The sequence below is a fragment of the Mycobacterium sp. C31M genome (genome assembly GCF_053345865.1).
On record NZ_JBKFAX010000012.1, the window covers coordinates 197,786 to 223,414 of the forward strand.

26 protein-coding genes are annotated in these 25,629 nt (G+C 63.1%); 9 read left to right on the forward strand and 17 right to left on the reverse strand.

All coding sequences use genetic code 11. The features are described 5' to 3' along the window. Window positions 1-43: 43 nt before the first annotated feature. Genes ACLBYA_RS19565 through fabG form a run of 5 tightly spaced genes read right to left on the reverse strand, consistent with a single transcriptional unit; the run spans window position 44 to window position 4,404 of the window. Window positions 44-1,312, reverse strand: a complete 1,269-nt coding sequence (locus ACLBYA_RS19565; protein WP_447711086.1) for an aromatic ring-hydroxylating oxygenase subunit alpha — start codon at window positions 1,310-1,312, stop codon at window positions 44-46. Next, window positions 1,309-2,094, reverse strand: coding sequence for an enoyl-CoA hydratase/isomerase family protein (locus ACLBYA_RS19570; protein WP_447711087.1), 786 nt, complete (start codon window positions 2,092-2,094; stop codon window positions 1,309-1,311). Before ACLBYA_RS19570 ends, ACLBYA_RS19565 begins: the two co-directional genes overlap by 4 nt. Further along, a complete protein-coding gene (locus ACLBYA_RS19575) occupies window positions 2,091-2,894 on the reverse strand; it encodes an enoyl-CoA hydratase/isomerase family protein (RefSeq protein WP_447711088.1) in 804 nt (267 codons plus the stop codon). Before ACLBYA_RS19575 ends, ACLBYA_RS19570 begins: the two co-directional genes overlap by 4 nt. Further along, window positions 2,891-3,661: an enoyl-CoA hydratase/isomerase family protein gene (locus tag ACLBYA_RS19580; protein ID WP_447711089.1), complete on the reverse strand. Its 771-nt coding sequence runs from the start codon at window positions 3,659-3,661 to the stop codon at window positions 2,891-2,893. Before ACLBYA_RS19580 ends, ACLBYA_RS19575 begins: the two co-directional genes overlap by 4 nt. Beyond that, window positions 3,658-4,404, reverse strand: a complete 747-nt coding sequence (gene fabG, locus ACLBYA_RS19585; protein ID WP_447711090.1) for a 3-oxoacyl-ACP reductase FabG — start codon at window positions 4,402-4,404, stop codon at window positions 3,658-3,660. Before fabG ends, ACLBYA_RS19580 begins: the two co-directional genes overlap by 4 nt. Window positions 4,405-4,520: 116 nt before the next feature. On the opposite strand from fabG, the gene ACLBYA_RS19590 reads away from it, so the two are divergent. Further along, window positions 4,521-5,318: an SDR family NAD(P)-dependent oxidoreductase gene (locus ACLBYA_RS19590; RefSeq protein ID WP_447711091.1), complete on the forward strand. Its 798-nt coding sequence runs from the start codon at window positions 4,521-4,523 to the stop codon at window positions 5,316-5,318. 22 nt (window positions 5,319-5,340) lie between these two features. On the opposite strand, the gene ACLBYA_RS19595 is transcribed toward ACLBYA_RS19590, so the two are convergent. The 10 genes from ACLBYA_RS19595 to ACLBYA_RS19640 all read right to left on the reverse strand — a co-directional run bounded on the left by ACLBYA_RS19595 (window position 5,341) and on the right by ACLBYA_RS19640 (window position 15,898). Continuing rightward, window positions 5,341-5,808, reverse strand: coding sequence for a hypothetical protein (locus ACLBYA_RS19595; RefSeq protein ID WP_447711092.1), 468 nt, complete (start codon window positions 5,806-5,808; stop codon window positions 5,341-5,343). Between the two features lie 173 nt (window positions 5,809-5,981). Next, window positions 5,982-6,560 carry a hypothetical protein gene (locus tag ACLBYA_RS19600; protein WP_447711093.1) on the reverse strand — a complete coding sequence of 193 codons (579 nt, stop codon included), beginning with the start codon at window positions 6,558-6,560 and terminating at the stop codon, window positions 5,982-5,984. Beyond that, a complete protein-coding gene (locus ACLBYA_RS19605) occupies window positions 6,527-7,984 on the reverse strand; it encodes an MCE family protein (RefSeq protein WP_447711094.1) in 1,458 nt (485 codons plus the stop codon). Before ACLBYA_RS19605 ends, ACLBYA_RS19600 begins: the two co-directional genes overlap by 34 nt. Next, window positions 7,985-9,076 carry an MCE family protein gene (locus tag ACLBYA_RS19610; RefSeq protein WP_447711095.1) on the reverse strand — a complete coding sequence of 364 codons (1,092 nt, stop codon included), beginning with the start codon at window positions 9,074-9,076 and terminating at the stop codon, window positions 7,985-7,987. 47 nt (window positions 9,077-9,123) lie between these two features. Continuing rightward, on the reverse strand, window positions 9,124-10,437 hold the full coding sequence (locus ACLBYA_RS19615; RefSeq protein ID WP_447711096.1) for an MCE family protein: 1,314 nt from the start codon (window positions 10,435-10,437) through the stop codon (window positions 9,124-9,126). Beyond that, complete coding sequence (locus tag ACLBYA_RS19620; protein WP_447711097.1) at window positions 10,434-11,801, reverse strand: MCE family protein; 1,368 nt, start codon at window positions 11,799-11,801, stop codon at window positions 10,434-10,436. The genes ACLBYA_RS19615 and ACLBYA_RS19620 overlap by 4 nt, the downstream gene beginning before the upstream one ends. Further along, window positions 11,798-12,826 carry an MCE family protein gene (locus tag ACLBYA_RS19625; RefSeq protein WP_447711098.1) on the reverse strand — a complete coding sequence of 343 codons (1,029 nt, stop codon included), beginning with the start codon at window positions 12,824-12,826 and terminating at the stop codon, window positions 11,798-11,800. Before ACLBYA_RS19625 ends, ACLBYA_RS19620 begins: the two co-directional genes overlap by 4 nt. 37 nt (window positions 12,827-12,863) lie before the next feature. After that, window positions 12,864-14,261: an MCE family protein gene (locus tag ACLBYA_RS19630; RefSeq protein WP_447711099.1), complete on the reverse strand. Its 1,398-nt coding sequence runs from the start codon at window positions 14,259-14,261 to the stop codon at window positions 12,864-12,866. Between the two features lie 3 nt (window positions 14,262-14,264). Beyond that, complete coding sequence (locus ACLBYA_RS19635) at window positions 14,265-15,110, reverse strand: ABC transporter permease (protein ID WP_447711123.1); 846 nt, start codon at window positions 15,108-15,110, stop codon at window positions 14,265-14,267. Between the two features lie 8 nt (window positions 15,111-15,118). Beyond that, window positions 15,119-15,898: an MlaE family ABC transporter permease gene (locus ACLBYA_RS19640; RefSeq protein WP_447711100.1), complete on the reverse strand. Its 780-nt coding sequence runs from the start codon at window positions 15,896-15,898 to the stop codon at window positions 15,119-15,121. A 675-nt stretch (window positions 15,899-16,573) separates the two neighbouring features. Between ACLBYA_RS19640 and ACLBYA_RS19645 the strand changes: the two genes are divergently transcribed. The 4 genes from ACLBYA_RS19645 to ACLBYA_RS19660 all read left to right on the forward strand — a co-directional run bounded on the left by ACLBYA_RS19645 (window position 16,574) and on the right by ACLBYA_RS19660 (window position 20,132). After that, complete coding sequence (locus ACLBYA_RS19645) at window positions 16,574-17,854, forward strand: cytochrome P450 (RefSeq protein ID WP_447711101.1); 1,281 nt, start codon at window positions 16,574-16,576, stop codon at window positions 17,852-17,854. Window positions 17,855-17,983: 129 nt separating this feature from the next. Then, entirely contained in the window at window positions 17,984-18,520 is a 537-nt protein-coding gene (locus ACLBYA_RS19650; RefSeq protein ID WP_447711102.1) for a TetR/AcrR family transcriptional regulator, read from the forward strand. Beyond that, window positions 18,517-19,206 (forward strand): TetR/AcrR family transcriptional regulator, encoded by a 690-nt coding sequence (locus ACLBYA_RS19655; protein ID WP_447711103.1) that lies wholly within the window; start codon window positions 18,517-18,519, stop codon window positions 19,204-19,206. The genes ACLBYA_RS19650 and ACLBYA_RS19655 overlap by 4 nt, the downstream gene beginning before the upstream one ends. Beyond that, window positions 19,206-20,132 carry an SDR family NAD(P)-dependent oxidoreductase gene (locus tag ACLBYA_RS19660; protein ID WP_447711124.1) on the forward strand — a complete coding sequence of 309 codons (927 nt, stop codon included), beginning with the start codon at window positions 19,206-19,208 and terminating at the stop codon, window positions 20,130-20,132. The genes ACLBYA_RS19655 and ACLBYA_RS19660 overlap by 1 nt, the downstream gene beginning before the upstream one ends. Here ACLBYA_RS19660 and ACLBYA_RS19665 read toward each other — a convergent pair. After that, window positions 20,084-20,593, reverse strand: coding sequence for a nuclear transport factor 2 family protein (locus ACLBYA_RS19665; RefSeq protein WP_447711104.1), 510 nt, complete (start codon window positions 20,591-20,593; stop codon window positions 20,084-20,086). The genes ACLBYA_RS19660 and ACLBYA_RS19665 overlap by 49 nt on opposite strands. Before the next feature lie 51 nt (window positions 20,594-20,644). Then, the gene (locus ACLBYA_RS19670; protein ID WP_447711105.1) at window positions 20,645-21,418 is read right to left on the reverse strand and encodes an enoyl-CoA hydratase/isomerase family protein; all 774 of its coding nucleotides are present in this window, start codon (window positions 21,416-21,418) and stop codon (window positions 20,645-20,647) included. Between the two features lie 202 nt (window positions 21,419-21,620). On the opposite strand from ACLBYA_RS19670, the gene ACLBYA_RS19675 reads away from it, so the two are divergent. The 4 genes from ACLBYA_RS19675 to ACLBYA_RS19690 all read left to right on the forward strand — a co-directional run. Then, window positions 21,621-23,276 (forward strand): class I adenylate-forming enzyme family protein, encoded by a 1,656-nt coding sequence (locus tag ACLBYA_RS19675; protein ID WP_447711106.1) that lies wholly within the window; start codon window positions 21,621-21,623, stop codon window positions 23,274-23,276. After that, entirely contained in the window at window positions 23,260-24,432 is a 1,173-nt protein-coding gene (locus ACLBYA_RS19680; RefSeq protein WP_447711107.1) for an acyl-CoA dehydrogenase family protein, read from the forward strand. Before ACLBYA_RS19675 ends, ACLBYA_RS19680 begins: the two co-directional genes overlap by 17 nt. Window positions 24,433-24,534: 102 nt before the next feature. Next, the gene (locus ACLBYA_RS19685; RefSeq protein WP_447711108.1) at window positions 24,535-25,293 is read left to right on the forward strand and encodes an enoyl-CoA hydratase/isomerase family protein; all 759 of its coding nucleotides are present in this window, start codon (window positions 24,535-24,537) and stop codon (window positions 25,291-25,293) included. A 59-nt stretch (window positions 25,294-25,352) separates the two neighbouring features. Then, the coding region (locus ACLBYA_RS19690; RefSeq protein ID WP_447711109.1) for an NAD(P)H-dependent flavin oxidoreductase at window positions 25,353-25,629 on the forward strand (277 nt) is incomplete at its 3' end.

Genomic DNA, 25,629 nt, shown 5'->3' on the forward strand with positions numbered 1-25,629 from the left:
GGGTGCGAGACTGTCTGTTCCTCTCAAGGACGCGGTCACGGCTTCAGTCCCTCTCCATCAGTGTCTTGTAGTGCGACCAGAAGCCACGCATGCCGGTCTCGTCGGTGTTGGTGCCGATCTTGAACCCGTTCTCATCGACCGTTTCCCGATGCATCCCGCGGCGGACGTCCAGCCATTCCGGGCTCAGCGCCGCGATGCCCTGCTGGTTGCGCTCATACATCTCGGTGTCGTCGGCCAGCAACATGCCGGCAGGCCCGACCGAGCCGATGCACTGGGACACCATGCGCCGGTTCAATTCCGGGGCGCCGGCCAACTGCACCGCGGTGGCGTACTGGACGCACTCGTCCACGCCGGTGGGCTGGATGTTGAAGACCTGGATTTCGGCGATGAACAGGTTAGGGAAGATCATGACGTGCGGCGCGCCCTCGATGAGGATCTCCTCGGCGGCATCACCGTGCTTGGCCCGGATGGCGGCGACGTAGTCGGGTACGCGGGACTCCGTGGTGCCGAACCACCGCATCGGCTGCGCGTACTTGCGGAATTCGGGTCGCAGGTCGTTCTCGCTGTGGCCGTCACCGAGATCACGCGTCACCGCGATCGAGGAGTCGCTGTAGAGCGGGCCGATGGTGCTGCCGGTGACACCGAAGATCGAACCGTGCACGAACTGCGGGTGATATCCGTCGGTCTCGTTCTCGGCCAGCAGCTTCCAATTCGCGCGGGCTTTGTGCTGCAGCCACCCGGCGGTGAGTTCCACGCGCCCTTCCGGCGACAGCCGGGTGAGGCGGTCGATCTCGCCGGCTGCGGCACCGAGGTGTTCCACCAACGACGGCCCGTCAGGGGCGAAGCTGCCAAAAACGAAGCCGCCGTACGAATCGACGCGGGGCACCCGACCCATGGCCAGATCCAGTTTGCGGCCGTTGTACCCCTTGAAGAACGGGAAGCCGATAAGGTCGCCGTCGTTGCGGAAGGTCCACCCGTGATACGGGCATCGGAAAGTACTCGAATTGCCTTTGGCGTCGTCGCACACCTGGTTACCGCGATGTGCGCAGCGGTTCAGCAGCAGATGGATTTCGCCGTCACGATCGCGCGTCATGATGACGTCCTGCGGGCCGAGCTTCTTGCGCACGTAGTCGTTGGGTTGCGCAACCTCGCTTTCGTGGCCGACGAACACCCACGTCCGGTACCAGATCTTCTCCAGTTCCTCGGCGTAGATACTCGGGTCGCTGTAGAGGCTGCCGTGAACCCGTTCTGGGCGGATCAGCTTCTCATAGCGGCTACCCGTGCCGGCGCTGGGATCGATCACAGAGGTCATGTGTGCACTCCTTGTCGTGTGCCGAACGATGGTCGCCGTTTCTCAGAGAAGGCTGCGATGCCTTCGGCAAAGTCATCGCTGCCGAAAAGCTTTGCCTGGTGGGCCGCTTCCTGGTCGAGGACGTCGAGCGGATGAAGGGTGGGTGCGACAGCCAGCATCGTCTTGATCACGCCGTAGGCCTGCGCCGGACCGGCCGCCAGGCGGGCTGCGTCGGCGCGCGCCGCGGACAGCGCGTCCCCCGCGTCGACGCAGGCGTCGACCAGTCCCCACTGCAGCCCGACCTCAGCCGTGATCGGTTCCGGTAGCAGCATCATCTGTCGGGCACGCGCCACACCCATCCGTCGCGGCAGCGACACGAAGGCACCCATGTCACCGGCCAGACCGACGTTGGTGAAGGTGGTGGCAAACCGCGCGTCGCGGGCCGCGACGATGCGGTCACAGGCCGCCGCCAACGCGGCGCCGGCACCGAACGCAGCGCCTTCCACCGCGGCCAGCACCGGCTTGGGCGTGTTCCAGATGGCACGGATGACCCGCTGCGCGAGCTGCGCCCGCTGAAGCGCGTCGGCCTCCGACATCAGCTTCATCGTGGAGATATCGCCACCGGAGCAGAAGGTGTTGCCGGTGCCGGTCAGCACGATCACCCGGACATCAGTGTCGGCATCGGCAGCCTCAAGTGCGTCGGCGAGCGCGAGCCGCAACGGGATGTCGATCGCGTTGCGGACTCCCGGCCGATTGAGGGTGAGGATGCGGACACCGCCGTCGTTCTCGACGAGAACAGTCATCGCCCGATGAACCTCGGGGTGCGGCGTTCGATGACGGCCCGCAGGCCCTCCAACGCATCGGCAGTACCGGACAGCTCCGACACCGTGCGCGACTCCTCGGGCAACCGCTCCTCGATGGAGGCGCCGACTCCCGACCAGACGAGCCGTTTGGTCGCCGACAGCGCCAGCGTCGGCATCGCGGCCAATTCGTCGGCGATCGCCTCGGCGCGGGTGACCAGATCGTCGTCATCGACCACCTCGGTAATCAATCCGATCTCGGCGGCCTCGGTCGCCGTCAGGGTCGGGTTGGTCAGCAGAATCCGCAGGGCCTGCCGCAACCCGACGAGTTGGGCGAGCGTCACCGACGAGCCGCCGTCCGGCGCCATCCCGACCCGCACGGCACCCGAGAAGAACTTCGCCGACCGGGCCGCGACCACGATGTCCGAGGCACAGACCAGTCCGAGGCCGCCACCGCCGGCCGCGAAACCCTGGACGGCGGTAACCACCGGGACCTTCAGCTGGAACAGCGCTGCCGTGGCCAGTTGCAGCCAGGCCGTGGCCTCCCGGAGGTAGTCGGGAAGTCCGACCCCTTTGGATTCGAACGTGTGGACGTCTCCCCCGGCGCAGAAGTTGCGCCCCTCGCCGGTGAGCAGCACCACCTTGACGTCGGGATCGGCATGGCAGGACAGGATCACCTCGTGCAACGCTTTGAGGGTCACGACGTTCAGGCCATTCGAAATCTGCGGACTGTTGAGCCGGACTCTGGCGATGCCGGTAGGTGTCACCTCACGCAGCACCGGGGTGTAAATGGTCTCTGTCATGGGTTGGCCTCCCTGTTTTTGAATGCGGATACGCCGGCCTGGCCTGCCTCGCCACTCAACCGCCACACCACCGCGTTGGTCTCGTCAAGGTTGGCCGCGGCAAAGTCCTTGTCGAGGCCCTCGGTGACCAATCGCTTGATGGCCGTCACTGCCGAGCGGTCACGGCCGGCGAGCTTTGCGACGAAGGCTTCGACTGACGCGTCAAACGTGTCCGCCGGGAACGAGGTGTAGGCCAGTCCGATCTCGACGGCGTCGAAACCGCTGATCTTGTCTCCCGACAACAGCAGCCCCAGCGCCTGCTGCCTGCCGACGATGCGAGGCAGGCGAACCGTGCTGCCCCCGCCCGGGATCATCCCGAAGTTGATGTGGTTGTCGGCGATGCGCGCTTCGTTGGCGGTCAGCACGATATCGGCCGCCTGCATGAGCTCGAAACCGCCGGCCGCAGCCACTCCTTCCACCGCGGCCACCACCGGTACCTGGGCGCGACCGATGGCCTCGCAGGCATCCTTGAAGGTGGTGAACAATGTCCGCAAGGCGGTGCTGCTGTCGGCCCGGAGGCGTTGCACCTCATCAAAATCACCACCGGCACAGAAGTTTCCGCCCGCACCGCGGATCAGGATGAGGTTCACGTCCTTGCGGTCGCCGAACCGGGTGATGGCCGCGCCCAACTCGGAGGCCAACGCGACGTTGATGGCGTTCATCCGGTCCGGGCGGTTGAGCGTGATCCGCCCGACGCCGTCCCGGATATCGCTGAGAACCTCGGTCACATGTATCTCCCGCCGCCGACCTCGATGACCGAACCCGTGATGTAGCTGGACAGGTTCGAGCCGAGAAACACCACGGCCCCGGCGACCTCGCCGGGTTCACCTGCTCGCTTCATCGGAACGTCCGCCTCACGTTGGGCGAACACCTCGGCCGGCATCGCCGCGGTCATCGGGGTGCGGATCAGTCCGGGCTGAATCGCGTTGATCCGGACGTTGTGGTGGGCGACCTCTTTCGCCGCCGCCTTCGTGAGACCGACGATGCCCGCCTTCGCCGCGCTGTAGTTGGTCTGTCCGGGATTGCCGGACTTGCCGGACAGCGACGAGATATTGATGATGCTGCCCGATTTCTGCTCCCGCATGACCGCGGATGCTTCACGGATTCCCAGCCAGGTGCCGCGCAGATGCACCGTGATCACCGAGTCGAAATCGGCAACCTGCATCTTCTTGAGCGAGGCGTCCCGGGTGATTCCGGCGTTGTTGACGAAGATGTCGAGTCTTCCGTAGTCCCGCACCGTATCGGCCACCAGCGCACGGACATCATCCTCGGACGTCACGTCGCATACGGCGCTGCCGCAACCGACGCTGGGCCCGGCCACCTCTTCCACGGCACGTCGACCCGCCGCGTCGTCCAGGTCGGCGAGGACAACCTGGGCTCCATGCTGGTACAGGGTGCGGGCGATCTCCAGTCCGATGCCCTGCGCTGCGCCGGTGACGACCGCGACCTTGCCCTGGAGCAGTTTCTCCACCTGAGGTTCTCCCATCGATACGTACCGACATAGACAAATCTATCGGAAATTTCTAATCTAGGTTAAATCAATTGGTGGAGTGGTTTCAACCGCCGGGCCGCCTGGAAGGACGCAACATGGATCTGGGACTGTCGAACGCACGGGTTGTCATCACCGGTGGCGCATCCAACATCGGGCGCGGGATCGTGCACGAGTTCGCCGCCGAGGGCGCTCGAATCGTGTTGAACGACATTGATGCACCGCAGGCGGAGAAGGTGCGCGACGAGGCCTTGGCGCGCGGTGCGGCTGCCGTCGAGATTGCCATCGAGGACCTCACCGAACCCGGGGGCGCCGAACGCACCGTGGGGGCTGCTGTCTCCCGATGGGGTGGTGTTGACGTGCTGGTAAACAATGCCGGTTGGAGCGTGCCCGGGTTCGTCGCCACCGACACCGATCGGCAGAAGTGGCAGCGGACGGTGGAAGTGAACTTCTTCAGCGCGGTCGCGGCCACCCAGTCGGTGATCGGCCCCATGAAGGAGGCCGGCGAGGGATCCATCATCTTCATCGCCAGCGATGCCGCCTTCGGCCAGATCCGCCAGGGCATCTACGGAGCGACCAAGGCTGCCATGGTCGCCTTTGCCCGCACCACCGCCCGCGAGCACGGACGCCATGGCATTCGCTCCAATATCGTCTGCCCGGGACTGGTAATGCCCGACGGCCCGGACGCGGTGGGTGCCGAGAGTCTGTGGGCGGTCGGCGAGGACGACGTGTTCAACCCCAAGCAGATCGGCTTCATGTTGAAGGACACACCGATGCGTCGACTCACCACCGCCGAAGATGTCGCCAGGTCGGTGCTGTGGTTCGCATCGCCGAACGCCGCACGGCAGGTCACCGGTCAGATGATCTCGGTGAGCGGCGGGTACACGATGCCGTGATCGCGCAGGATCGGGTGGACCCCTAGATCGGCGTGAAGTCGGATACCAGCCACTGCCCGTCGACCCGTTCCAGGCCGACCTGCACGCTGGACGCGGTATCGGTCGGCGCATCCGCGCCGACGATCGACGTCTGATTCACGAATACCAGCACCGTGGCTCGATCGGCACTGGCCGACACCGATGCCGCGGCCGTGACGTTGGCGATGGCCGAGATCTTCTGCTCCTGCGCGCCGGGGATCACCACTTCCTGGATGAGTTGACCGTAGGAGTCCCGGAAGGCCCCGGTGAGTCGTGATTGCGCGGCCGGCAGGGTGTCGTCGACCGTATCCGGTTGGTAGGAAAGCAATTCCACTGTGATCTCCCGCGCCGCCTGAACCGACTCGTCAGCGGCAACCTGTGCCGCACGCGCCGAACCGTCGACCCACTTCAGCCAACCCGCCAGGCCGCTGAGGGCGACGATCACCACCGGGAGCACGATGTAGGCGAGCACGCTACGCCAGTGGCCGCGCCGAGACTGTGCGGCGGCAGATGCGACATCGACGCTGTCGACGTGCTCTGATGCCTCAGGAGAATGCGATAGTTCTACGTCAGTGGCGAGGTTGGTGGGCACTGCGGGCCTCTCGGTGGTGATTTCGGTTCGATTCGGATCAGTTGCGGCAGCAGTCACGGGACAAAGGCAACGTTGGATACCTTCACCGCGTCGCCCCTCTGCTGGACCGAGATGCGCATCCGCCACGATCTCGGCTGCTGCTCAGCGCCGTCGGCAGTTGTCGTCGTGACATTGACCGCCACCAATACCTGAGCCTCGTCATCCGACACAGACTCCAACCCGGCCGAAACGACGGTTCCCTCCGAGGTGGATTGAGCCTTCTTCACCACATCGATGAACGGTTCCGCGCGTGCGCTGAAATCGTCATAGAACGTACCGGTGGCCGAGTCGAGGATCCGTGCGACGTCGGCCTCTGCCTCCGAATGATCGATGGTCGTCAGGTTGATCGCGCCCTGCCGAGCGACCTGAATGAACGCCGCGTGCTCGTCGTCGATCGCTTGCGCCTGGACGGCGCGTAGTCCGAGCCAGCCGCACAACCCACCGACTGCGAGGACACCGGTCAGCCCGGCGGCCACCGCGATCCGGCGGGGTGACCGCTTGGCCCTGGATGTGGTCCGTTCACCATCGTCGGGATATTCCTCGGCGGTGTTGACGTCGGTCAGCTCTTCGGTGGCATCAGCATCGACTGCCATGTCTGCTCCTGTGCGTTGTTGGCCAAATTCGCTTGGGTGTACCGCTTTCCGTCCGGACCCAGGTAGCTACCGGTAGCGGGGTCGTACTCAGCGACCGCAACGGGAGGTATCGGGGCCACCGCCGCTGCGGCCGGCGGCGGTGCAGGGACCTGACCCGGCGGCGCCTGGGGCACCGGCTGGCCGGACAACGTCGCGTTGGCATCGCCCTTCCAGTTGAAGCCATCGTTGAGCGGCGCGTAGTTCTCGTCGCTCTCGCACATCTTCACCGTGGGTGCCCGTTTTCCCGGCCGGGTGGCGCACGGCAGGTTACGCGCGCCGCGCACGTTGAACATCGAGTCCTGCGGCACCCGGCAATAGAAGTCGCCGGCCGGGCGCTCAGGATAGTCCGTCAGGCTGGTCGGTCGTGCCTGTTGCGGGGGGAGATAGCCGGTCAGACATGGTGGCGGCAGGTTGAGATTGAGGTTGAAGCTCAGGAATGCACCCTTGTAGTCCTGTTTGGTGTTGCGGTTTGTCAGTCCGGCGCCCTGCACGACTTCTACCGCCGACGGCGCAAGGACCAGGAGCTGTTCCAAGTGCGGCTGGTAGGTAACCGCGACATCGCCGAGTGTCACCAGATTGGCCAGCACCACCGGCAGCGTCGGCTGCAGACGGTCGAAAAGCTGGCGCACCTCGTCAGCAGCTCGCGGCCCGACCTGCAAGATGCCCGTCACGGCCTGATCTTCATTCTTCAACTGTTGAGTGACCGAAGCCAGATTCGACGCCCACGCTTCGATCGATCCGGCCGTGGCGGTCTGGGAATCCAGGATCGGTCTCGAGTCGTCGATCAGGTTCGTCAGCGCATCCAGGTTGTTGCGTGCGTCGATGGCCAGTGTGGTGGACCCCTTGACCAGTCTCGCCAGGTCTGGTCCCAGCCCTCCGACCGCTGTCGATGCCTCGCTGACCACGGTCTGCAAGTTATCGCGCGGGATGACTTCCAGCCCGTTGTTCGCTGCCGCGAGCAATTCGCTGATGTCCGGTGGCACCGATGTGCGGTTCAGCGGGATGACGTCGCCTTCGGCCAAGCGTCCGGTGTCGCTGCTGGGGAGCAGAGCGACATACTGCTCACCGATTGACGATGCGCTGTGCACCTCAGCGGTGAGGTCACTCGGGATCGGGATGTCGGATTTCAGCGACAGCTCCGCGGTGACACCGGATTCGGTCAGCGAGACGCTCTGGACTCGACCGACATTGGTACCTCGATAGGTCACGTTGGCGTTCTCGTACAGGCCGGCTGCGGCGGGGAGCTGCACGCTCACCTTGTAACGCCCGACGCCGAACAGCAGATTGGGCAGGCCCATGTAGTTGAAGATCATGGTCGATCCGCCCGCCAACGTGATGACGGCGAAAAACGCCAGCTGGGTGAGGATCCGTCTGCTGAGTACCATCTATCGCCCCTGATTCAGGTGATACGGAACTACCAACGGATTGACCGCGGTGTACGGACTGGGCAGCTGACCGATCGTGCGCCCCCACTGCATTTCGAGCTCAGTGAGATCGCCCTCGAACCGCGTTCCGGTGAAGAACGACGAGTCGATACGGCTCAGGGTGAGATCGATGACCGCCGTCAAGTTCGCGTAATCCCCGCGGAACCACTTGTCCAGTGTCTCCTGTGCGAACGGGTAGACAGTGAAGAAACCCAACGACCTAGTGAGCGCCGGACCGGAGTCCGCGAGCGATTTCAGAACCGGCGCAATGTCTTTGAGCTCCTGGACAAGAGCTTCCTTGGTCTGGTTGCTGGAGTCCGCCGCCAAAGCGCTGAACTTGCCGAGTTGATCAAGCGCCTCGGCGAGGCTGTCGCGTTCCGCCCTGAGGACGTTGAGCGCATCCGGGATGGTGGTCAGCGCCTTGTCGACGATCGGGTCCTGTTCGGCGAAGTCCGACACCAGGTTGTTCAGGCTGTCGGTCGCCGAGATGATGTCGTCGGTCTGCTGGTTGGTGTTTGCGATGAATCTGTCGAGCTCGGTGATGAGGCTGCGCAGATCACTCTCGCGACCGGCAAATGCAGTGCTGAGAGCTGTTGTGATGTCCTGAATCTGGCCTATGCCGCCACCGTTGAGCAACATCGACACCGCAGCCAAGGTCTGTTCCGTGGACGGGTAGGCGCCGCCGGACATCAGCGGGATGACCGAACCCTCCCGAAGCCTGCCTTCGGCCGGCTCGGCCACCGGCGGCGCCAGTTCGATGTGCAGCGAACCGAGCAGGCTGGTCTGCCCGATGGTCGCCGTCGCGTTGGCAGGCAGATCGACGTTGCCGTCCAGGGTCATGGTGAGTACCGCGTGCCATCCCTGACGTTCGATCTCGGTGACCGTACCGACATTGACATCGCCGACCCGGACCCGGGAGTTCTGTTGAACGTTGTTCACATCCGGCATTTCCGCACGGATCGTGAAAGATCCCCGCCCGCCGCCGGCGGTCCCCGGCATGGGCAGCGAGTTGAGACCACGCCAATCGGCACATCCGGTTAGCAGCACAGACATTGTCACGGTTACACCCAACGATCGGGCAACCGCGCCTCGGCATCTGATCATGAGCCTGCTCCGGTGGGCATCATCATGCCCGGCAGTCCGGCAGCGGGGTCGGTCTGCTGTGCCTCGGCGGGCAGCGGCGGGACCTCGGGCGAGGGTGCCGCGATCGGCGGAGCAGGGGCGGCGGCCGGCGGCAGCGGCGGAACGAAGTCGGGACGCATCCAATCCTCGCTGTAGGTGACTTCATTGGGCCGTGCGACGGCACCCACCAAGGGATTACCACCGATCGGGAAGAAGTTCATCTGACGGTTCTTGACGATCGGCGCAAGGTACTGCACGCAGAGCTTCGCCGATTGTTCGGCACCGAGCCTGGACGCAGCCTGAATCGCGCCGCACAGGAAGCTGATCGGGTCACTGAAGTTGTTGGTCGACAGTGCTCCGGTCAATGTGCCCTGTGCAGGCTGATAGATGTTGATGAAGTTCTGCAGCACTGTCGGGGAGATGTGCAGCAACTGTTTGATGTCGTCGACGCTGTCGGTCAGCGCCTGCGAGACCGACGCGAGCTTGTCCGATGTGGTGCCGAGCGCCTCTTTGTTGGCGGTGACGAAGGTGGCGACATCCTTCGAGACCTCGCTGACACTGGTTGCCGCAGAACTGATCTCATCCGGGTCGTCGGCCAGGGCCCAGGTCACCGACGCCAGGTTCTGGTTCAGCTGCGACATCACATCGGAGCTGTCCTGCAGAGCAGACACCAGCAGCGACAGGTTGCGCAGCGTGCTGAACAGATCCGAGCTGTGATCGCCCAAGGCTGATGTCGCCTGCGACAGTTTGATCAGGGTGTCACGGATGTTGGCACCCTGTCCGCGCAGATTGTCCGCGGCGGTGTTGACCAGCGCACCCAGCGTGCTGACACCTCCGGGTTCAGTGGGTTGCAGCATCTCGGTGAACCGCTGCAGCTGCACGCGCACCTCGTCCCATTCCACCGGCACCGCGGTGCGCTCCTCAGGGATGACGCTGTCATCTGCCAGGACCGGTCCGCTGGTGTAGACGGGGGTCAACTGGATGGCCCGCGCAGTCACCAGGGAAGGCGCCAGAATTACGGCCTTGACGTCGGCGGGAACCCTCTGGTCGTCGTTGATCCAGAAACCGACCTTGGCGCGATCGGGTTCGACATCGATGCTGTCGATCTCGCCGACCGGTACGCCGAGAATGCGGATCTCGTCGCCGACGAACAGGCCGTTGGTGTTGTCGAAGTAGGCGGTGAACTTGGTACGGGTGATATCGGAGGTCGTCCTGATGACCAGGACCAGGCCCACCACCGTCACGACCGCCAGCACAAGCGCCAGCCAGATCCGAATTCGCGGCTGTGTCATGGCTGACTGTCTCCTGATTCGACCGGGCTGCCGTCGGGGGCGAGTTCACCTGGGGCGTGGTGCAAGACCGGTCCGGGTGTGGGTTCGGGGGTGGATTCCTGCCCGGGCAGTGGCGGCGCCGGCGGGCCCGGCGGCGGCCCACCCGGCGCGGGTTGTGGCCCGGGATCACGGTAGGGGTAACAACCTGGGCCCGGCAGCGGAATACCCGGCGGACCGCACTGCTGATCACCCGGATTGCCGGTGATGGCGTCGGGGATCGTCAGACGCGGCTCGCCGCCCTGCCCGGTACGCGGGAAAGGCACCGGCAAAGCGGGCAAGCCGGGCTGACCGACCTGCGGGTCTGTCCGCTCCGACGGAGCGAGAACATTCGGGTCCAGGCCGAGATCCGAGAACGCGGCATCGATGAACGGCTGAATGAACTGTCCGGGAAGGAGATTGGACAGATAGGCCTTGAAGAACGGGCCCGAGGACACCGACTCCCCCAGCGAGAAGACGTAACTGGTGAAGCCTTTGATGGATTGCTGGACCTCGACCTTGCGGTTGTCCACGATCGCGAGGGCGCCGTTGAGTTTGTCCAACGCAGGTTTCAGGGTGTCCCGATTGTCGGCGATGAAGCCGCTGATCTGCGACGCGAGAGCCGTGATGTTGTTGGAGATCTGGTCCAACGCGGCACTTTGACCTTGCAATGCGACCAGCAGTGCGTTGGAGTCCCGGACGAGCTGAACGATCTTGTCACTGCGCTCGCCCAGAACTGTGGTGGCCTTGTTTGCGTTGGCCAGCAGTTGGCGCAGCTGTTCGTCCCTGCGGTTGAGGGTCTCGGAGAACCGGGCCACACCATTGACGGCTACCTGGAGATCCTCCGGGGTGTCACGAAAGGTCTCGGCCAGGGTGGACAACGAGTTCGACAGCTGGTCGGTGTTGAGACCACTGATCTGGGCCGTGATGTCGCCGATTGCATCCGGCAGTTGATAGGCCGAGGTGGTGCGCTCGAGCGGGATGACACCGTCCTCTACGCCCCCGCCGCGGGGGGTGATGTCCAGGATCTTGGAGCCGAGCAGACTCTTGGTCTTGACGGCCGCTTCGGTCCGGTCGCCGAGTTGCACACTGTCATCGACGCTGAACTTGATGAGCACGCGTGGCCCGTCGAGCGTGACGCTCTGCACCTTCCCGACCTCGAAGCCCGAAACCTGTACCGCAGCACCTGATGTCAGACCACCCGCTTCGGCGAAGTGCGCAGCGTAGCTCTTCTGTGACGACACAAACGGCAGCTTGTCGTAGTTGAGCACCCCGAATCCGATCGTGCCGACGGCGACGACTCCGATGATGCCGATAACTGCCGGGTTGCGTTCCTGAAAGGTCTTCATCGTGGGGTGCACCTACCAGAGTCTTGTCCGGCCAGTTTCACGTAAACCGGTTGTCCACCTTTGCCGTTGAGCTTCAGCACGAGGTCGCAGATATAGAAGGAGAAGTAGTCACCGTTGAGCCCTTGTCGGCCGAGGATCCGGTAGGACTCCGGCAGTTCGGCAAGCAGGTTGTCCATGTAATCGTGATCTGCCACCACGATGCCGGCCGCCCGATCGGTCTGATTGACCGTCTCTTTCAGCGGTGGGCGGGCCTGCGCCAGCAGGTCGGCAATGCTCGCCGCCGACTCGTTTGTATACGCCACCGCGGTGGACAGGTCACTCTTGCGGGCTTCCAGCGTCTGTACGAGCTCGGAGAGCGAGTCCACGGCGGTACCGAACTTGTCCTTCTGATCAGCCAGTGAGCCCAGTACGGTATTCAGATTGTTGACGACCTGCCCGACCAGTTCGTCGCGGTCGGCAAGGGTATTCGTCAACACCGCGGTCTGCGAGAGAAACGATCCCACAGTGGCACCCTGGCCTTGGAGTGCCGAAAGGAGCTGTCCGCTCAGTGCGTTGACCTGATCGGGATCCAAGGCTCGAAACAGCGGGCGGAATCCGCCGATCAATGCGTCGAGGTCCAGAGCCGGCGACGTCCTGTCGACGGGGATCGTGGCACCCGGCTGCAGCCGCTGCACCGAACCGGCGCCCTCCTCCAATGCGAGGTAGCGGCCACCGATCACGTTGTCGTACCGGATTGCAGCCCGGCTACCTTCGGTCAGGATCACCGAATCGTCGGCAGTGAACTCGACCGTGACGGTGCTGTCCTTGTTCAGCGCGATGTTGTCGATCTTTCCGACCTCGACGCCGGCGATGCGAACGAAGTTGCCGTTCTCCAGTCCGGTGACGTTGGTGAAAACCGCTCGAAACGTCCGCGCTTCACCGAAACGGAACTGCGCGAAAACGGTGAGGAGCGCGAACATTCCGAAAACGGCGACGACGATGAAGACGATGAGCCGCCAGGCTGCGCCTGACAGGTTGTCCTTCATTCCTCTGGCCTCTCAAGATTTGCGACGGCGAGTTCTTTCATGGAGCGGGCGCCGTCCCTGGCGGAACCGGGGACGGGCCGCCGATACCAGGTGGGATGGGGGCCGCCGGCGGTGCGGGGGGAACGCCGGGGAACAGCGGCACACCTCCCGGGCCGTACAGCGGTGCACCGTAGGGCGGTGCACCGAAGTACGGGAACGGGCCCGGTGCCGGGCCGCCGGGGTAGCGGATGCTCGGCGGTTCCGGCACCGCGCGGGTCACCGGGAAGTAATTGGCCCAGCCGGGGAATCCGATTCCGGGATTGGGCCGGTTGTCCAACCCCGTGCCCCATCCGGTGTTCGCGATCAGGGTGCGCACCGGCCAGTTCTTGGCCACATCGGGTAGCGACCCACAGCCGGGCTTGCCGCCCGGTCCGCCCTTGGCGCCGTTGATCGGCAGGTTCTGCGGGTATCGGTAGGGATCGTCGCCGAGTAGCAGTGCGGCGTCCACGATCAGGGATTTCCCGTTCGCACCACCGGTGTAGGCGGCTTGGCCGAAGTCGATCGCGTTCTTACCGCCGACGAGGAGACAGGTCAGCATCGGGTTGTACTTGTTGAGCAGACCGGTTGTCGGTTGCAGTGTGTTGATCGCGCGAACCAGGTTGTCCTTGTTAGGACCGATCAACTGGGTACCGCTCTGCGAGAACCCGATGACATTGAGCAGCAGCGAATCCAGCTCACGGGCGTGCTCGGTGACGGTGGCGCTGGTGGTTGCCGCGGCATCGAGCACCCGCACGATGTCGGGCGCCGCCGCGTGGTAAGTGTCGTTGAAGTCGCGGAATGCGCGCCAATCCTCACCGATGACCTCCGAGCGCTGATTGAGCGCGATCAGCACTTCGTTCGCCGCGGTGGTGGCCTCGCCCATTCGGGGTCCCTGCCCGCGCACACCTTCGGCGAGCGCGGAGAAGACGGTATTGAGCTTGGCGGGATCGATCTTGTCGATCACACCGACGAGGTTCTGGAACACCGTGTTCACTTCGGTGCTGACGTTCTGCGACTGCAGAACAGCGCCCGCGGCCAGGACCTTGTTCGATGGATCTTCCGGGTAGATCAGATCGACGTACTTGGCGCCGAAGATCGTGGTCGACGCGATCCTGGCTTGCACGTTGGCCGGTAGGTAACGCACCTTGTCGGGGTCGAGCTCGAGGTGCAGACTCACCGGGTCTGCGCCGCCGGTGACAGAGCCGACGTGGCCGACCTGCACGCCGCGAAGTTTGACCTTTGCGCCGACCTCCATCACCAGGCCGGCGCGGTCGGATTTGAGCGTCACGGGTATGTACCGGTTGAACGAGCCGTTGAACAGTGCCCATGTCAGCGCCAGCGCGCCGATGGTCAAGAGGATGAGTATCCCGGTCCACCAGTCCGGGTGGATGCGTGGCTCCCCTGCTCTGCGTGCCACGACTCAGCCCGCCAGGTTGAAGTTGCCGGACTGCCCGTAAATGGACAGTGTGACCAGGAGAGTGACGAAGACGGCCACTACCAGGGAGGTCCGGGTGGCGCGCCCGACAGCCTCGCCGACGCCCGCGGGGCCACCTGCGGCGGTGAAGCCGTAATAGGTATGCACAAGCATGATGACCACAGCGGTGGCCACCGCTTGGACAAACGACCAGATGAGGTCGGTCGGGATCAGGAACGTGCGGAAGTAGTGGTCGTACACGCCGGTCGACTGACCGTAGATCACCGTGGTTCCGAACCGGGCAGCCAGGAAGGACATGATGACGGCCACGCAGTACAGCGGGATGACGACGATGACGCCGGCCAGGACCCGGCTGGACGCCAGATAGGCGAGCGAACGCACACCCATCACTTCCAACGCGTCGATCTCTTCGTTGATGCGCATGGCGCCCAGCTGCGCGGTCGCCCCGGCGCCGATGGTGGCCGCCATCGCGATCGCGGCAGTGAGCGGCGCGATCAGGCGCACGTTGAAGTAAGCAGATGCGAAACCGGTGAGGGCCTCCACGCCCACCTGAGCGAACTGGTTGTATCCCTGCACGGCGACCAGGGCTCCGGTGGAAATGGTGAGAAAGCCGACGATGACGACCGTCCCGCCGATGACCGCGAGCGCGCCCGTCCCCAGGCTCATCTGGGCGATCAGCCTGACCAACTCGGTCTTGTAATGAACGAGGACGTCGACCGCTGACGCCAGCGTGCGGCCATAGAACTGGGTCTGCTGACCGATCCTCGTCCAACCGGCGTGCCAGTTTCTCGATCGACGCGCCAGCTTCGGGAACTGTTGCCTCACTGACATTTTGACGCTCACAGAGTCACCTTGATTCCCACGGCGGTCATGAAGATATTGATGACGAAAAGGGCCAGGAAGGAGAACACCACCGTCTCGTTGACCGCGTTGCCGACCCCGGCGGGACCACCACTCACCGTCGTGCCCATATAGCAGGCGATCAGCCCGGCCGTCATACCGAACAACGTCGCCTTGATCAGCGAGACCACGACATCACCCACACCGGTGACAAGAGTCAGGCCGGCCACGAACGCGCCGGGGGTGACGTTCTGGAAGAAGACAGAGAACGCGAAGCCGCCGGCAAGTCCGACCAGAATCACCAGCGATGACAACAGCAGCGCCACAAGGGTCGCGGCGAGGACCCTTGGCACCACGAGCGCCTGGATCGGATTGATACCCATGACCCGTTGAGCATCGAGCTCCTCACGAATGGTGCGGGCACCCAGATCCGCACACATTGCGGTGGCGCCTGCGCCGGCGACAACCAGCACCGTGACGATCGGACCGATCTGAGTAACAGCCCCAAGAGCCGCTCCAGTGCCCGAGAAGTCTGCGGCCCCGAACTCGGCGAGCAACACGTTGAAGGTGAAGACCGTCAGCACGGTGAAAGGGATGGACAGCATGAGTGTCGGGAGCAGGGAAACCCGAGCCACGAACCATGTCTGTAGGACGAATTCGCGCCATGCAAACGGCGGCTGAAACGCTGCGACGGCAGTGTCCAGCGACATGGCGAAGAAGCCCCCGACTCCCCGCAGTGGCTTCGACGAGCCCAATGCTTTCAGAACCATGTTGGTCATAACCTCCAGTCGGCGTACACCCAGGTGCCGACGAGGCTTGCTGAACTTCTCACATTCGCACCTTTTCCCTGCCCTATGTCGCAGTCACAGTGCCACCACCAAGTGACTCAGCTCACGAATCGAATCAAAGTTAAACTAGAAACGCAACCCGCGTGGGCCAGTTGCCCTTAAGTGGCGCCACAACCGGCGACGTAGTTGCAGGCAGCTCCACTTTGACGCGTCCGTCAGACTTAAAGATCGACTTCGGTACAGCTAACGGGGAACGCAACCCGAACCCGAGGCAACTCGGCCCACTCCATCCGCCCAATGGACCCAAGCGCCGCAGCCCGGCCGCCTGCATGGCCTAGATTTCAAATAACTATTAAATTTTGCTTAGCCATGCGTAGGAATCGCCGTGCGATACACCCGCCGCCGAGCCCCTCCCAGTCCGCGGTCGGGCGCACGACATTCGCCACCCGCAAGCAGAATCATCATTATGCACACAGAAGGGCGCTACCGACTGCCGAAGCGAGCGATAGCCCGAAACTACCTGTTGCACAACATTAAGACGCAGCCTACGACTTGCCCGAGGGACGTGCGGCCGTTGTCGAACTTTCTAGAACATAACTCATTTTATGCTACTTTTGTGACGTGGCTCATGCCCCGTGCCGAGCCGACAACGTTGGAAGGAGTGTCATGACCACCGCCGTCACGAAGCGATCGCACGACCCCATCGATCTGTCAGCGCCACGCGTCTGGGCAGGTCCCAGCGACGAACGGGAGGCCCTCTTCGCGGAGTTACGCCGTGATCGACCCGTCAGCTGGCAGCGCCCCATCCGCAGCCCGATGATGGATCTACTCGGTCAGGACTCGCCGCCGGGATATTGGGCGGTGACCCGACTCGAAGACATCGTGACCGCGAGTCGACGAGCTGAGGTGTTCTCCTCGGCCACAGGCGGCGTCACGTTCGAGGACATGCCCAACGAAGTCCTGGAAGCAGCGTCATCGATTTTGTCGATGGACGAACCGCGCCACGGCAAGGTGCGACGCGTTGTGAGTTCCGTGTTCACGCCGCGCCGCATCAACCTGATCAGCGATCAGATCTACAACCAGGCACACCGGATCGTCGACGGCATCGCCGGCCGTAGCGACGACGTCGAGTTCGTGGAAGCAGTCTCCGAACAACTGCCGATGTGGACGGTGTCGGAGATGATCGGAATCCCCGAGGAACAACGTCTGGAGGTGACCCATGCAGCCGCCCAGATGGCGGCATGGGATGACGAAAGCGCGCCCGCGGATCCACTCACCACTATGTTCACCGGAATCACGACCCTGCACAACCGCTGCCAGGAACTGATCGAATCACGGCGCGAATCCCCCCGCGACGACCTGATCTCGGCACTGGTCCAAGCTGAGGTCGACGGAGTCAGGCTGACCGACGAGGAGATCCGGTCGTTTTTCGTGCTGTTGTGCGTCGCGGGCAACGACACCACTAAGCAGACGACCACTCATGCGCTGCTTGCACTCACCCAGCATCCTGAACAGCGCACCTACCTACTTGAGGACTTCGATGGCCGGATCGACCATGCCATCGAGGAGTTCATTCGATGGGCCAGCCCGGTGATGACTTTCCGGCGCACCGCGCTGGAACCTTTCGAACTCGGCGGTGCGTCGATCGAAGCGGGAGACAAGGTCGTTCTGTTCTACAACTCGGGCAACCGGGATGACCAGTGGTTCGACGAGCCGTACCGATTCGACCTGAGCCGCAAACCGAACCAGCACATCGGCTTCGGAGGACGCGGCCCCCACTACTGCCTCGGCAGTCATGTCGCGAAGCTGCAACTCAAAGCGATCTTCAGCGAGCTGTTCCGCCGTCTGCCCGATATTGAAACTGTCGGTGAACCGACCTACCTCAGCAGCAACTTCATCAACGGTATCAAGCGGCAACATGTCCGGTTCACTCCTGAGAGTCGATAGCTTTCACCTGCCGCGGACGACCCACCTTCGCTACCTCGCGCCGGTGATCGCGGTCTCAGGGGATCGAACGTCCGGTGCAGACTGAGTGCGATACCCGGATCCGTAGGACGGAAGGCGGCTGAAAAGGTCATGGCGAGTGTCAACAAGGACGACTATTTCAAGGGCGCTCTCAACCTATTGGCTGAACAGGGCTTCGGGACTCTCCGCTTGACCACACTTTGCCGGTCAATCGGGATGAGTACCGGGTCTTTCTACAACTGGTTTCGGGATTGGAACGACTTCATCGACCAGTTTCTCGTTTACTGGGAGACCGAGTTGACCGAACGCTTGCTCGCAAGAGTCGCCACCACGCTCGACCCGGCGCAGCGGCTGGATCAGCTACGCGAGCTGGCACAGATCGTGCCCCACGACGCCGAAGTCGCGCTACGCGCCTGGAGTAACGCGGACACCCGTGCCGCGCGGGTCCGCGACGAGGTGGACAGCACGCGACGCAAGATCATCTATGAAACCATTCTCGGGCTGGTGGCCGATCCGGTGCTGGCCCAACGACTCTCTTCGTTGGGCCTGTCGATAGTGATCGGACACCAGCATGTAGACGTGACAACGATGGATTGGTCGCTGGCGCAATTCAACGCGCTGGTGCGACTCCATGCAGATATTCGATGAGGGCGCAGCGCGCGGCGATCAACCATCCGTCCGGTGGCTACAGTGACCGGATGGCCGGAAACGCGGATTCGGACTCGATGACCAAGAGGCAGCTGCAACGGGCGGCGTCGGTGGCCCGCATCGTGACCGCTGCCGAAGATTTGCTGTCCGAAGCCGAGCGCTTCTCCGATATTTCGGTCGAGCAGGTCATCGCACGGGCGGGCGTTTCTCGCTCGACGTTTTACTCCTACTTCGACGATATGGGTCATCTGCTGCGTGCCGTCGGCCAAGGCGTGGTCGGCGAGGTGGCGACCTCGGCGCGCCGTTGGATGGATCTTGATACCGGTGTCACGCAGGCTCAGCTCGTCGAGATCTTCACCGGACTCGTCGCGACCTACCACCACCGAGCCAAGTTGCTCGCAGCGCTGGCCGAAACCTCCGTCAATGATCCCGGCGTCCGCGAGGAATTCCACACTCTGCTCACCATCGGCCACGTCGAGTTGGCGAAACATATCAGGCGCGCACAGGACGTGGGGGGCGCACGCATGGACGTCGACCCGGAGAGTACCGCCGCGTGGTTGGTGTGGATGGTTGAACGTGGCCTCTACCAACAGGTTCGGCCGGCAGGCCCGGCTGAGACACGTCGGCATGTCGCGGCGCTGGCCTCCATCGTATGGCACGCCATTTACGCGCCGGATCCCGCGTGATGGACCTCGGTGGGTTGAATGCGATCGTCACAGGGTCGACCCGCGGCCTCGGACTTGCCATCGCGGAGGCCTTGGCTGACGCCGGCGCCAATGTAGTCATCAACGGTCGTTCAGAGGAAGCCTGCAAAACTGCCCGCGATGCGTTGGGTGCCCGGAAGGGGCAGATCGGCTACGTGACGGGTTCGGTCGCTGATGAGAGCACCGTCGACACGTTGGTCAGTCATTGCGGGATGACTTTTGGCTCGGTGGACTTCGTCGTGAACAACGCCGGAATCACCCGGGACAAGAGCTTGCTGAACATGACAGTCCAGGAGTTCGACGAGGTGCTTGCCGTGCACCTCCGCGGTACCTGGCTGATGTGTCGGGCGGCAGCGCGGGTGATGAGGTCCGGCGGGGGCGCTGTGCTGAATGTGACCTCTGGCAGTGCCCTCTTCGGCCTGATAGGTCAGAGCAATTACGCAGCGGCAAAGGGTGGGGTCAACGCACTGACAAGAGCCCTATCTGTGGAGCTGCGCCGACATCAGATCAGTGTGAACGCCCTGTATCCGGTCGCGCTGACCGATATGACCGCACCGGTATTGGCCCTTTCGGGTGGTCCGGACAGTCCGCTACGGGATGTGTTCGGCGATCCAGCTGCTGTTGCACGAATCGTCGTGGCACTGGCAGCGCCGGAAGCACGATCGATCACCGGCCAGATCATCGGCTTCGACGGAACAGAGTTCGCGCTGTGGAGCCATCCCGACCGGGTGTCCCGCATCCGGCACCATGCGCCGTGGTCGAATCTTGATCTCGCCGAAACGATTCAGGAGCTCTCCTCCGCCCCGGCGCCACTGCACCCGGACGAAGTCGGCACCAGAACGCGGGCCGCGCTGGCGTCTCAGCGCCCCGCGGCATCCGGTGAGGCGACCAGCAGCGACAACAGATAGCTGCCGCCGATCAAGTTGCGGCGGGGCGGCAATGCTCCGTACTGACGCATCATTTCGGTGATCTCGTACTGCGCCAGGTACCGCGACAGCAGGCCGTCGCGGAACTCAAGGAAGATATCGCATCCGTACGTATCGAAGCGCCCCGATCCGAAACGCGCAGGCCCCGAACCGCTCTGCCTGAACAGGTAAAGAGCACGGCCGTCCTGCACCGCGGTGAAGAACTGGACTTCTTCGAACTGGACGTCGGGCATGACTTTCCAGATCGTGTCGATGTAGGTCGGCATGGTCTCGATGCCCTCGATGATCTCTGGCCAGAAGACCGTGTCCTCCCAGATGATCTCTGGGTGCAGGAGCGCCAGCACCTGTTCGGTGTCGTGGGAGTTCCACGCGCGGTCCCACCGATTGCCGAAGTCGCGCAGAAATTCTGCACTGACTGTTGTGTTACTCAAGGGTGACTCCATTTCTATGCGAAGGCCGGCTGAATCCGGCGAGAGATGATGGGCCTGACGTGGTTATGGCCGGGCCAACCGCTCGGTCGCGCGGCTTTGTCCGGACTTCAACCGCTGGATCCCCTCGTCGATCCGTCGGGCGAACAATCCTCGCTGGACCAGATCCTGGGTGACACGCAACTCGTAGGCCGTCGCACCGACATGGTCCATGTTCTGTGCGCGTAACGCGACCTCTTTGAGAACCGTGGTCAGTTCGGAGCCAGATTCGGCAATCTGCTTGGCCAGGGTCAGGGCGGTCTCGCGCAACTTTCCGACAGGGACGACCTCGTCTACCAGACCGACCCGGAGCGCTTCCCGAGCATCGATGGGATCGCCGGTGAAGAACATGCGGCGAGCGCGCTGGGTGTTCATCTTGCGGAGCATGCCGTGGTAGAAGCCGTTCATCGCGTACTTCACCTGAGTAGAGCCGAAAGCAGCGTTCTCCGAGGCGATTGTCACATCGCACATGTTGGCGACATCCATGCCGTAACCAGGCGCGACGCCTGCCACCGCCGCTACCGTGGGCTTCCGATAGTCGTAGAGGGCAGTCATGAACCGCAACGCAAGATCAGTGAAACTGTTTCGCTCTTCGCCCTGAGTCCCCTGCAGCACGTCGAGTGCCCATCCAGCACAGAAGTAGTCCTCGTTGCCGATGATCAGCACAGCGGCCACGTCGTCGTCGTAGGCCCAGTTGGCCAGCGCATCGATGATCTCGTTGTGCAGTTCCCATCCCAGCGCGTTCCGCTTCTCGGGATGATTGAGTTGCAAGATGCCCACGCCGTCTTCGACGGCGGTCAATAGGTATGTGTAGTCAGACATTCGGTGGTCCTCACTGGGAAGCTGCGCAAGTAGGCAGAGCTCTCGCGGGCGGATCGGATCGACCTCACCTGCCAGCAAAATCATACATATTGTTCGAGTTTTTACAAAAAGTCGAACAACATGTACGGTCATTCGCAACGCCCGCGAGGGCAATGCCCGCGAGCCAAGGAGCGCAACGACCGTGCCACCTCAACACGAGCAGCGCTACGCAGAGCTGGGCCTGTGGACTGATGACCGTGTCGGCGACCTTATTCGACAGCAGGCCGCTGCGCGCCCAGATCGTGAATTGTTCATGTTCAACGGAACGCGAATGACCTACCGGCAGTTCGACACATGGGTTGACGCAGTCGCGTGGGACCTGGTTCGCCACGGTGTGGCACGTGGCGACCGTGTCGTCGTGCAACTGCCGAATTGCCTGGAAGCGTTGGTGCTTCAGGTAGCGGCATTCCGAATCGGCGCGCTGAACGTCCCGGTCATCCCAATCTACCGCGAGCATGAGACTCGCCAAATCTTGGATGACATACGTCCCGCGGCCATCGCTGTCGCCGCGACCATCGGAGAACGCTCGCCCCGCAGCGAGGTGGACGACATACTGACCCAGATCGGGCATCGGCCCGCCCTCCGCTATCTCGTCGGCGGCACGGCAGAAGGCTGGCAGGAAGTACCTATCGCCGTTGCTGGACAGTGCTATTCGACGGCTCTTCCGGAACCCTCAGACGCCCACGAACCCGCTCTGATCCTCTACACCTCTGGTACCACCTCGGCTCCAAAAGGTGCGGTCTTATCCTCGCGGTCGCTGATCGCACAGCTGCGGAACATGACCGCCATAGGCAAACTTGATCACACCACCGTGGTCGCGGCCGGCACTCCGCTGTCTCACCTGAGTGGATTCGTCGCCGGATTACTGCTACCTGCATTTCTCGGTGCTCGGGCTGCGATTCTGCCGACCTGGCGACCTGACGAAGCAGTGGATGTGATCGCCTCAGAACAGGTGACTTTGATGATGGGGGCCACAGTCTTTCTGCAAGACCTCGTATCGCGCTATCGCGCAGATACGGGTCCAGAGCACCGTCTCAGCACGTACATGTGCGCGGGCGCAACGATCCCTCCGGCACTCATTCGCGACGCCGCTGAGGTCGGCATCTTCGCCACCCGAAACTATGGCATGACTGAAACTGCCGGCATCTGCACCGGAGCAGACCGCACCGATCCAGCCGAGCGCCGGGAAAACTGGGATGGACGACTCCTTCCAGGAATGCTGATCGAAGCCGTCGACGAGAACCGGTGCCCTACAACCCCGGGAGCCGAAGGTGAACTCCGGATCCGCGGACCCCAGCTCTTCGACGGATACACCGACATCGAGGTCACCGCCGCGCAATTCGATGACGACGGGTGGTTCTACCCAGGTGACATCGGCGTTGTCGATGACGGCTGGGTGCGTATGACGGGTCGCAGCAAGGACATCGTCAACCGCGGCGGCGAGAAGTTCTCCACTCAAGACATCGAGCAAGCACTACTCAGCCACCCCGACCTGAGCGCAGTCGCCGTCATCGCGGTGCCACACCAGCGATTCGGCGAAGCTGTCGGCGCGTGGGTAGTGCTCGCCGAGGACATCACGTGGCAAGGCCCTGACAGCTACCTTCGCCACCTCGATAACGCCCGCCTGGCCAAGGCGAAGCTTCCCGTCGAATGGCATGTAGTCGAGAGCATTCCGACCACGGCGAGCGGCAAGGTGCAGAAGTTCCGACTCCCCCACCTGAAAGATCTGGCCACCGCCACCGAAGCACGCCTCGACACATCCGACCCTCGACAGGATCACCATGGCCAAACAGCTTGAAGCCACCGCCGGACCGCGCAACGTCTACCACGACGAACACGAACAGTTCCGCGGCACGGTACGACAATTCATCGAAACTATCGTTGTCCCCAACTTTGAACGGTGGGAGCGAGAGAAGATCGTGGACCGCGCGCTGTTCACGGCGGCGGGCGAACACGGCATGCTGCTGTTCGGCACACCCGAACAATTCGGAGGCGCCGGGGTCGACGACTTCCGATTCAACGCCATCCTCGATGAGGAATTCGGGCTGGCCGGCTACGCATCGGCCGGACTGGGCATCGCATTACAGAACGACGTCGTCGGACCGTACTTCCTGGAGCTGACCTCCGATGAACAGAAACAACGCTGGCTGCCCGGCCTGACCGACGGCACGCTGATCGGCGCCATCGCCATGACCGAACCGGGCGCCGGCAGTGACCTTTCCGGAATCCGCAGCCGCGCGGTGCGCGACGGTGACCATTACGTACTCAACGGTGCCAAGACGTTCATCTCCAACGGCCAGAACTGTGATGTGGTGATCGTCGCCGCGCGCACCAGCGAGGACAAGCACAAAGGACTCTCACTGTTCGTCGTCGAAGCGGACTCACCGGGCTTCGAAAAGGGCAGAAACCTCGACAAACTCGGCCTGCACGGCCAGGACACCAGCGAGCTGAACTTCACCGATGTCCGCGTGCCGGCTGAGAACCTGCTGGGCGAGGAGGGCTCAGGTTTCTACCAGCTCATGCACAACCTGCCTCAGGAGCGGCTGTCGCTCGCGGTGACGGCCGTTTCATCCGCCGAGGGTATCCTCGCACGGACCCTTGAGTACGTGAACGAGCGAAAAGCCTTCGGAAGGCCCATCGGAACGTTCCAGAACAGTCGATTCATCCTTGCCGAGCTGGCCACCGAACTGGACATCGCACGCATCTACATCGATCACTGCGTCGCGCAGCACGCACATGGCGAACTGACCGCGGTACGCGCCGCAAAGGCAAAGTGGTGGACCACCGAATTGCAGGTTCGCGTCGCAGACCGCTGTCTGCAATTGCACGGTGGTTACGGATATATGCGCGAGTATCCGGTCAGCCGCGCCTTCGCCGACGCACGCATCCAGACCATCTACGGCGGCACGACCGAGATCATGAAAGAAATCATAGGCAAGGACCTTGGCCTCTGACCGGCTGTCACACCGTCCCGATCCATCCGCTGAGCACACGCGGATCCACAGCCCGAGTACGAAAACACCACTTGCCGAGAATATTTGAAAGGAACCACACCAATGACCAAATACACGCAGATCAAGACTGATATCGCCGACGGCGTCGGCACCATCACCTTCGACCGACTCGACCGGCGCAACGCGCTGAGCCTGGAACTGATGGCAGACCTCAGCGACTGCCTCGACGAATGGCGCACCAACGACGACGTGGCTTGTGTGGTCATCACAGGTGGCGACAGCGTGTTCTGCGCCGGTCTCGACCTGCAGCTGCAGTCCGGGTTTACGGGCGAGACCCGGGTCAAGTATTCCGATGCCTGCATGCGCGTCTACAGCACCCTTCTCGACTACGCCAAACCCACCATCGCAGCGGTCTCCGGACCCGCGCTCGGCGGCGGCTGTGACATCGCCGTGTTCGCCGACATACGTATCGGGTCAGATGACGTCATCATGGGTTTTCCCCAAATCAAAATGGGCCTGACACCGTACTTCTCACCGCTGTGGAAGATCGTCGGCCTCAGCCAAGCCAAGCTGCTGACCTTCTCCGGCGACCGTATCGACGCTGGTGAGGCGCTCCGCATCGGCCTCCTGGACCGTATGGTGCCGGCAGGTCAAGCTGTCAGCGCCGCAACCGAACTCGCACTGTCCATCGCAGGGACGACCACAGCATCTGCGATGAACAATAAAGAGATGGCACTACGCTCCCCCGCCATGGATCCCATCGCCGCACTGACCTACGAGACCATGGCGTACCGGGAGGTCATCTGGCACCCCGAGGTTGTCGAACGCATCGGCAATGCATACCGCAACCTGCGCAAGTGATGAGACGTTGACCGTCTCTCTGCGCCCTCCCTGCTAGTCCGGTAAGTCAGGAGAAATACATGGCACTGGTAACCAAGTTCACCGAGGCCTTCGGTGTCGAGCACCCCATCGCCCAGGGCGGTATGCAGTGGGTGGGTCGCGCCGAGCTGGTCGCGGCGGTCGCGAACGCGGGTGGGCTGGGTTTCATCACCGCGCTCACCCAGCCGACCCCGGCCGATCTTGCCAATGAGATCGCCCGCACCCGGGAACTGACCGACAAGCCGTTCGGGGTGAACCTGACGATCCTGCCGTCGATCAACCCGCCGCCGTATGACGAGTACCGCCAGGTGATCGTCG

Bases quoted from the DNA above. Each gene is read 5' to 3' on its own strand.
- ACLBYA_RS19565 (WP_447711086.1), bottom strand. From the start codon at position 1,312: ATGACCTCTGTGATCGATCCCAGCGCCGGCACGGGTAGCCGCTATGAG.
- ACLBYA_RS19570 (WP_447711087.1), bottom strand. From the start codon at position 2,094: ATGACTGTTCTCGTCGAGAACGACGGCGGTGTCCGCATCCTCACCCTC.
- ACLBYA_RS19575 (WP_447711088.1), bottom strand. From the start codon at position 2,894: ATGACAGAGACCATTTACACCCCGGTGCTGCGTGAGGTGACACCTACC.
- ACLBYA_RS19590 (WP_447711091.1), top strand. From the start codon at position 4,521: ATGGATCTGGGACTGTCGAACGCACGGGTTGTCATCACCGGTGGCGCA.
- ACLBYA_RS19600 (WP_447711093.1), bottom strand. From the start codon at position 6,560: ATGGCAGTCGATGCTGATGCCACCGAAGAGCTGACCGACGTCAACACC.
- ACLBYA_RS19605 (WP_447711094.1), bottom strand. From the start codon at position 7,984: ATGGTACTCAGCAGACGGATCCTCACCCAGCTGGCGTTTTTCGCCGTC.
- ACLBYA_RS19610 (WP_447711095.1), bottom strand. From the start codon at position 9,076: ATGTCTGTGCTGCTAACCGGATGTGCCGATTGGCGTGGTCTCAACTCG.
- ACLBYA_RS19615 (WP_447711096.1), bottom strand. From the start codon at position 10,437: ATGACACAGCCGCGAATTCGGATCTGGCTGGCGCTTGTGCTGGCGGTC.
- ACLBYA_RS19620 (WP_447711097.1), bottom strand. From the start codon at position 11,801: ATGAAGACCTTTCAGGAACGCAACCCGGCAGTTATCGGCATCATCGGA.
- ACLBYA_RS19625 (WP_447711098.1), bottom strand. From the start codon at position 12,826: ATGAAGGACAACCTGTCAGGCGCAGCCTGGCGGCTCATCGTCTTCATC.
- ACLBYA_RS19635 (WP_447711123.1), bottom strand. From the start codon at position 15,110: ATGTCAGTGAGGCAACAGTTCCCGAAGCTGGCGCGTCGATCGAGAAAC.
- ACLBYA_RS19640 (WP_447711100.1), bottom strand. From the start codon at position 15,898: ATGACCAACATGGTTCTGAAAGCATTGGGCTCGTCGAAGCCACTGCGG.
- ACLBYA_RS19645 (WP_447711101.1), top strand. From the start codon at position 16,574: ATGACCACCGCCGTCACGAAGCGATCGCACGACCCCATCGATCTGTCA.
- ACLBYA_RS19650 (WP_447711102.1), top strand. From the start codon at position 17,984: ATGGCGAGTGTCAACAAGGACGACTATTTCAAGGGCGCTCTCAACCTA.
- ACLBYA_RS19655 (WP_447711103.1), top strand. From the start codon at position 18,517: ATGAGGGCGCAGCGCGCGGCGATCAACCATCCGTCCGGTGGCTACAGT.
- ACLBYA_RS19660 (WP_447711124.1), top strand. From the start codon at position 19,206: ATGGACCTCGGTGGGTTGAATGCGATCGTCACAGGGTCGACCCGCGGC.
- ACLBYA_RS19665 (WP_447711104.1), bottom strand. From the start codon at position 20,593: ATGGAGTCACCCTTGAGTAACACAACAGTCAGTGCAGAATTTCTGCGC.
- ACLBYA_RS19680 (WP_447711107.1), top strand. From the start codon at position 23,260: ATGGCCAAACAGCTTGAAGCCACCGCCGGACCGCGCAACGTCTACCAC.
- ACLBYA_RS19685 (WP_447711108.1), top strand. From the start codon at position 24,535: ATGACCAAATACACGCAGATCAAGACTGATATCGCCGACGGCGTCGGC.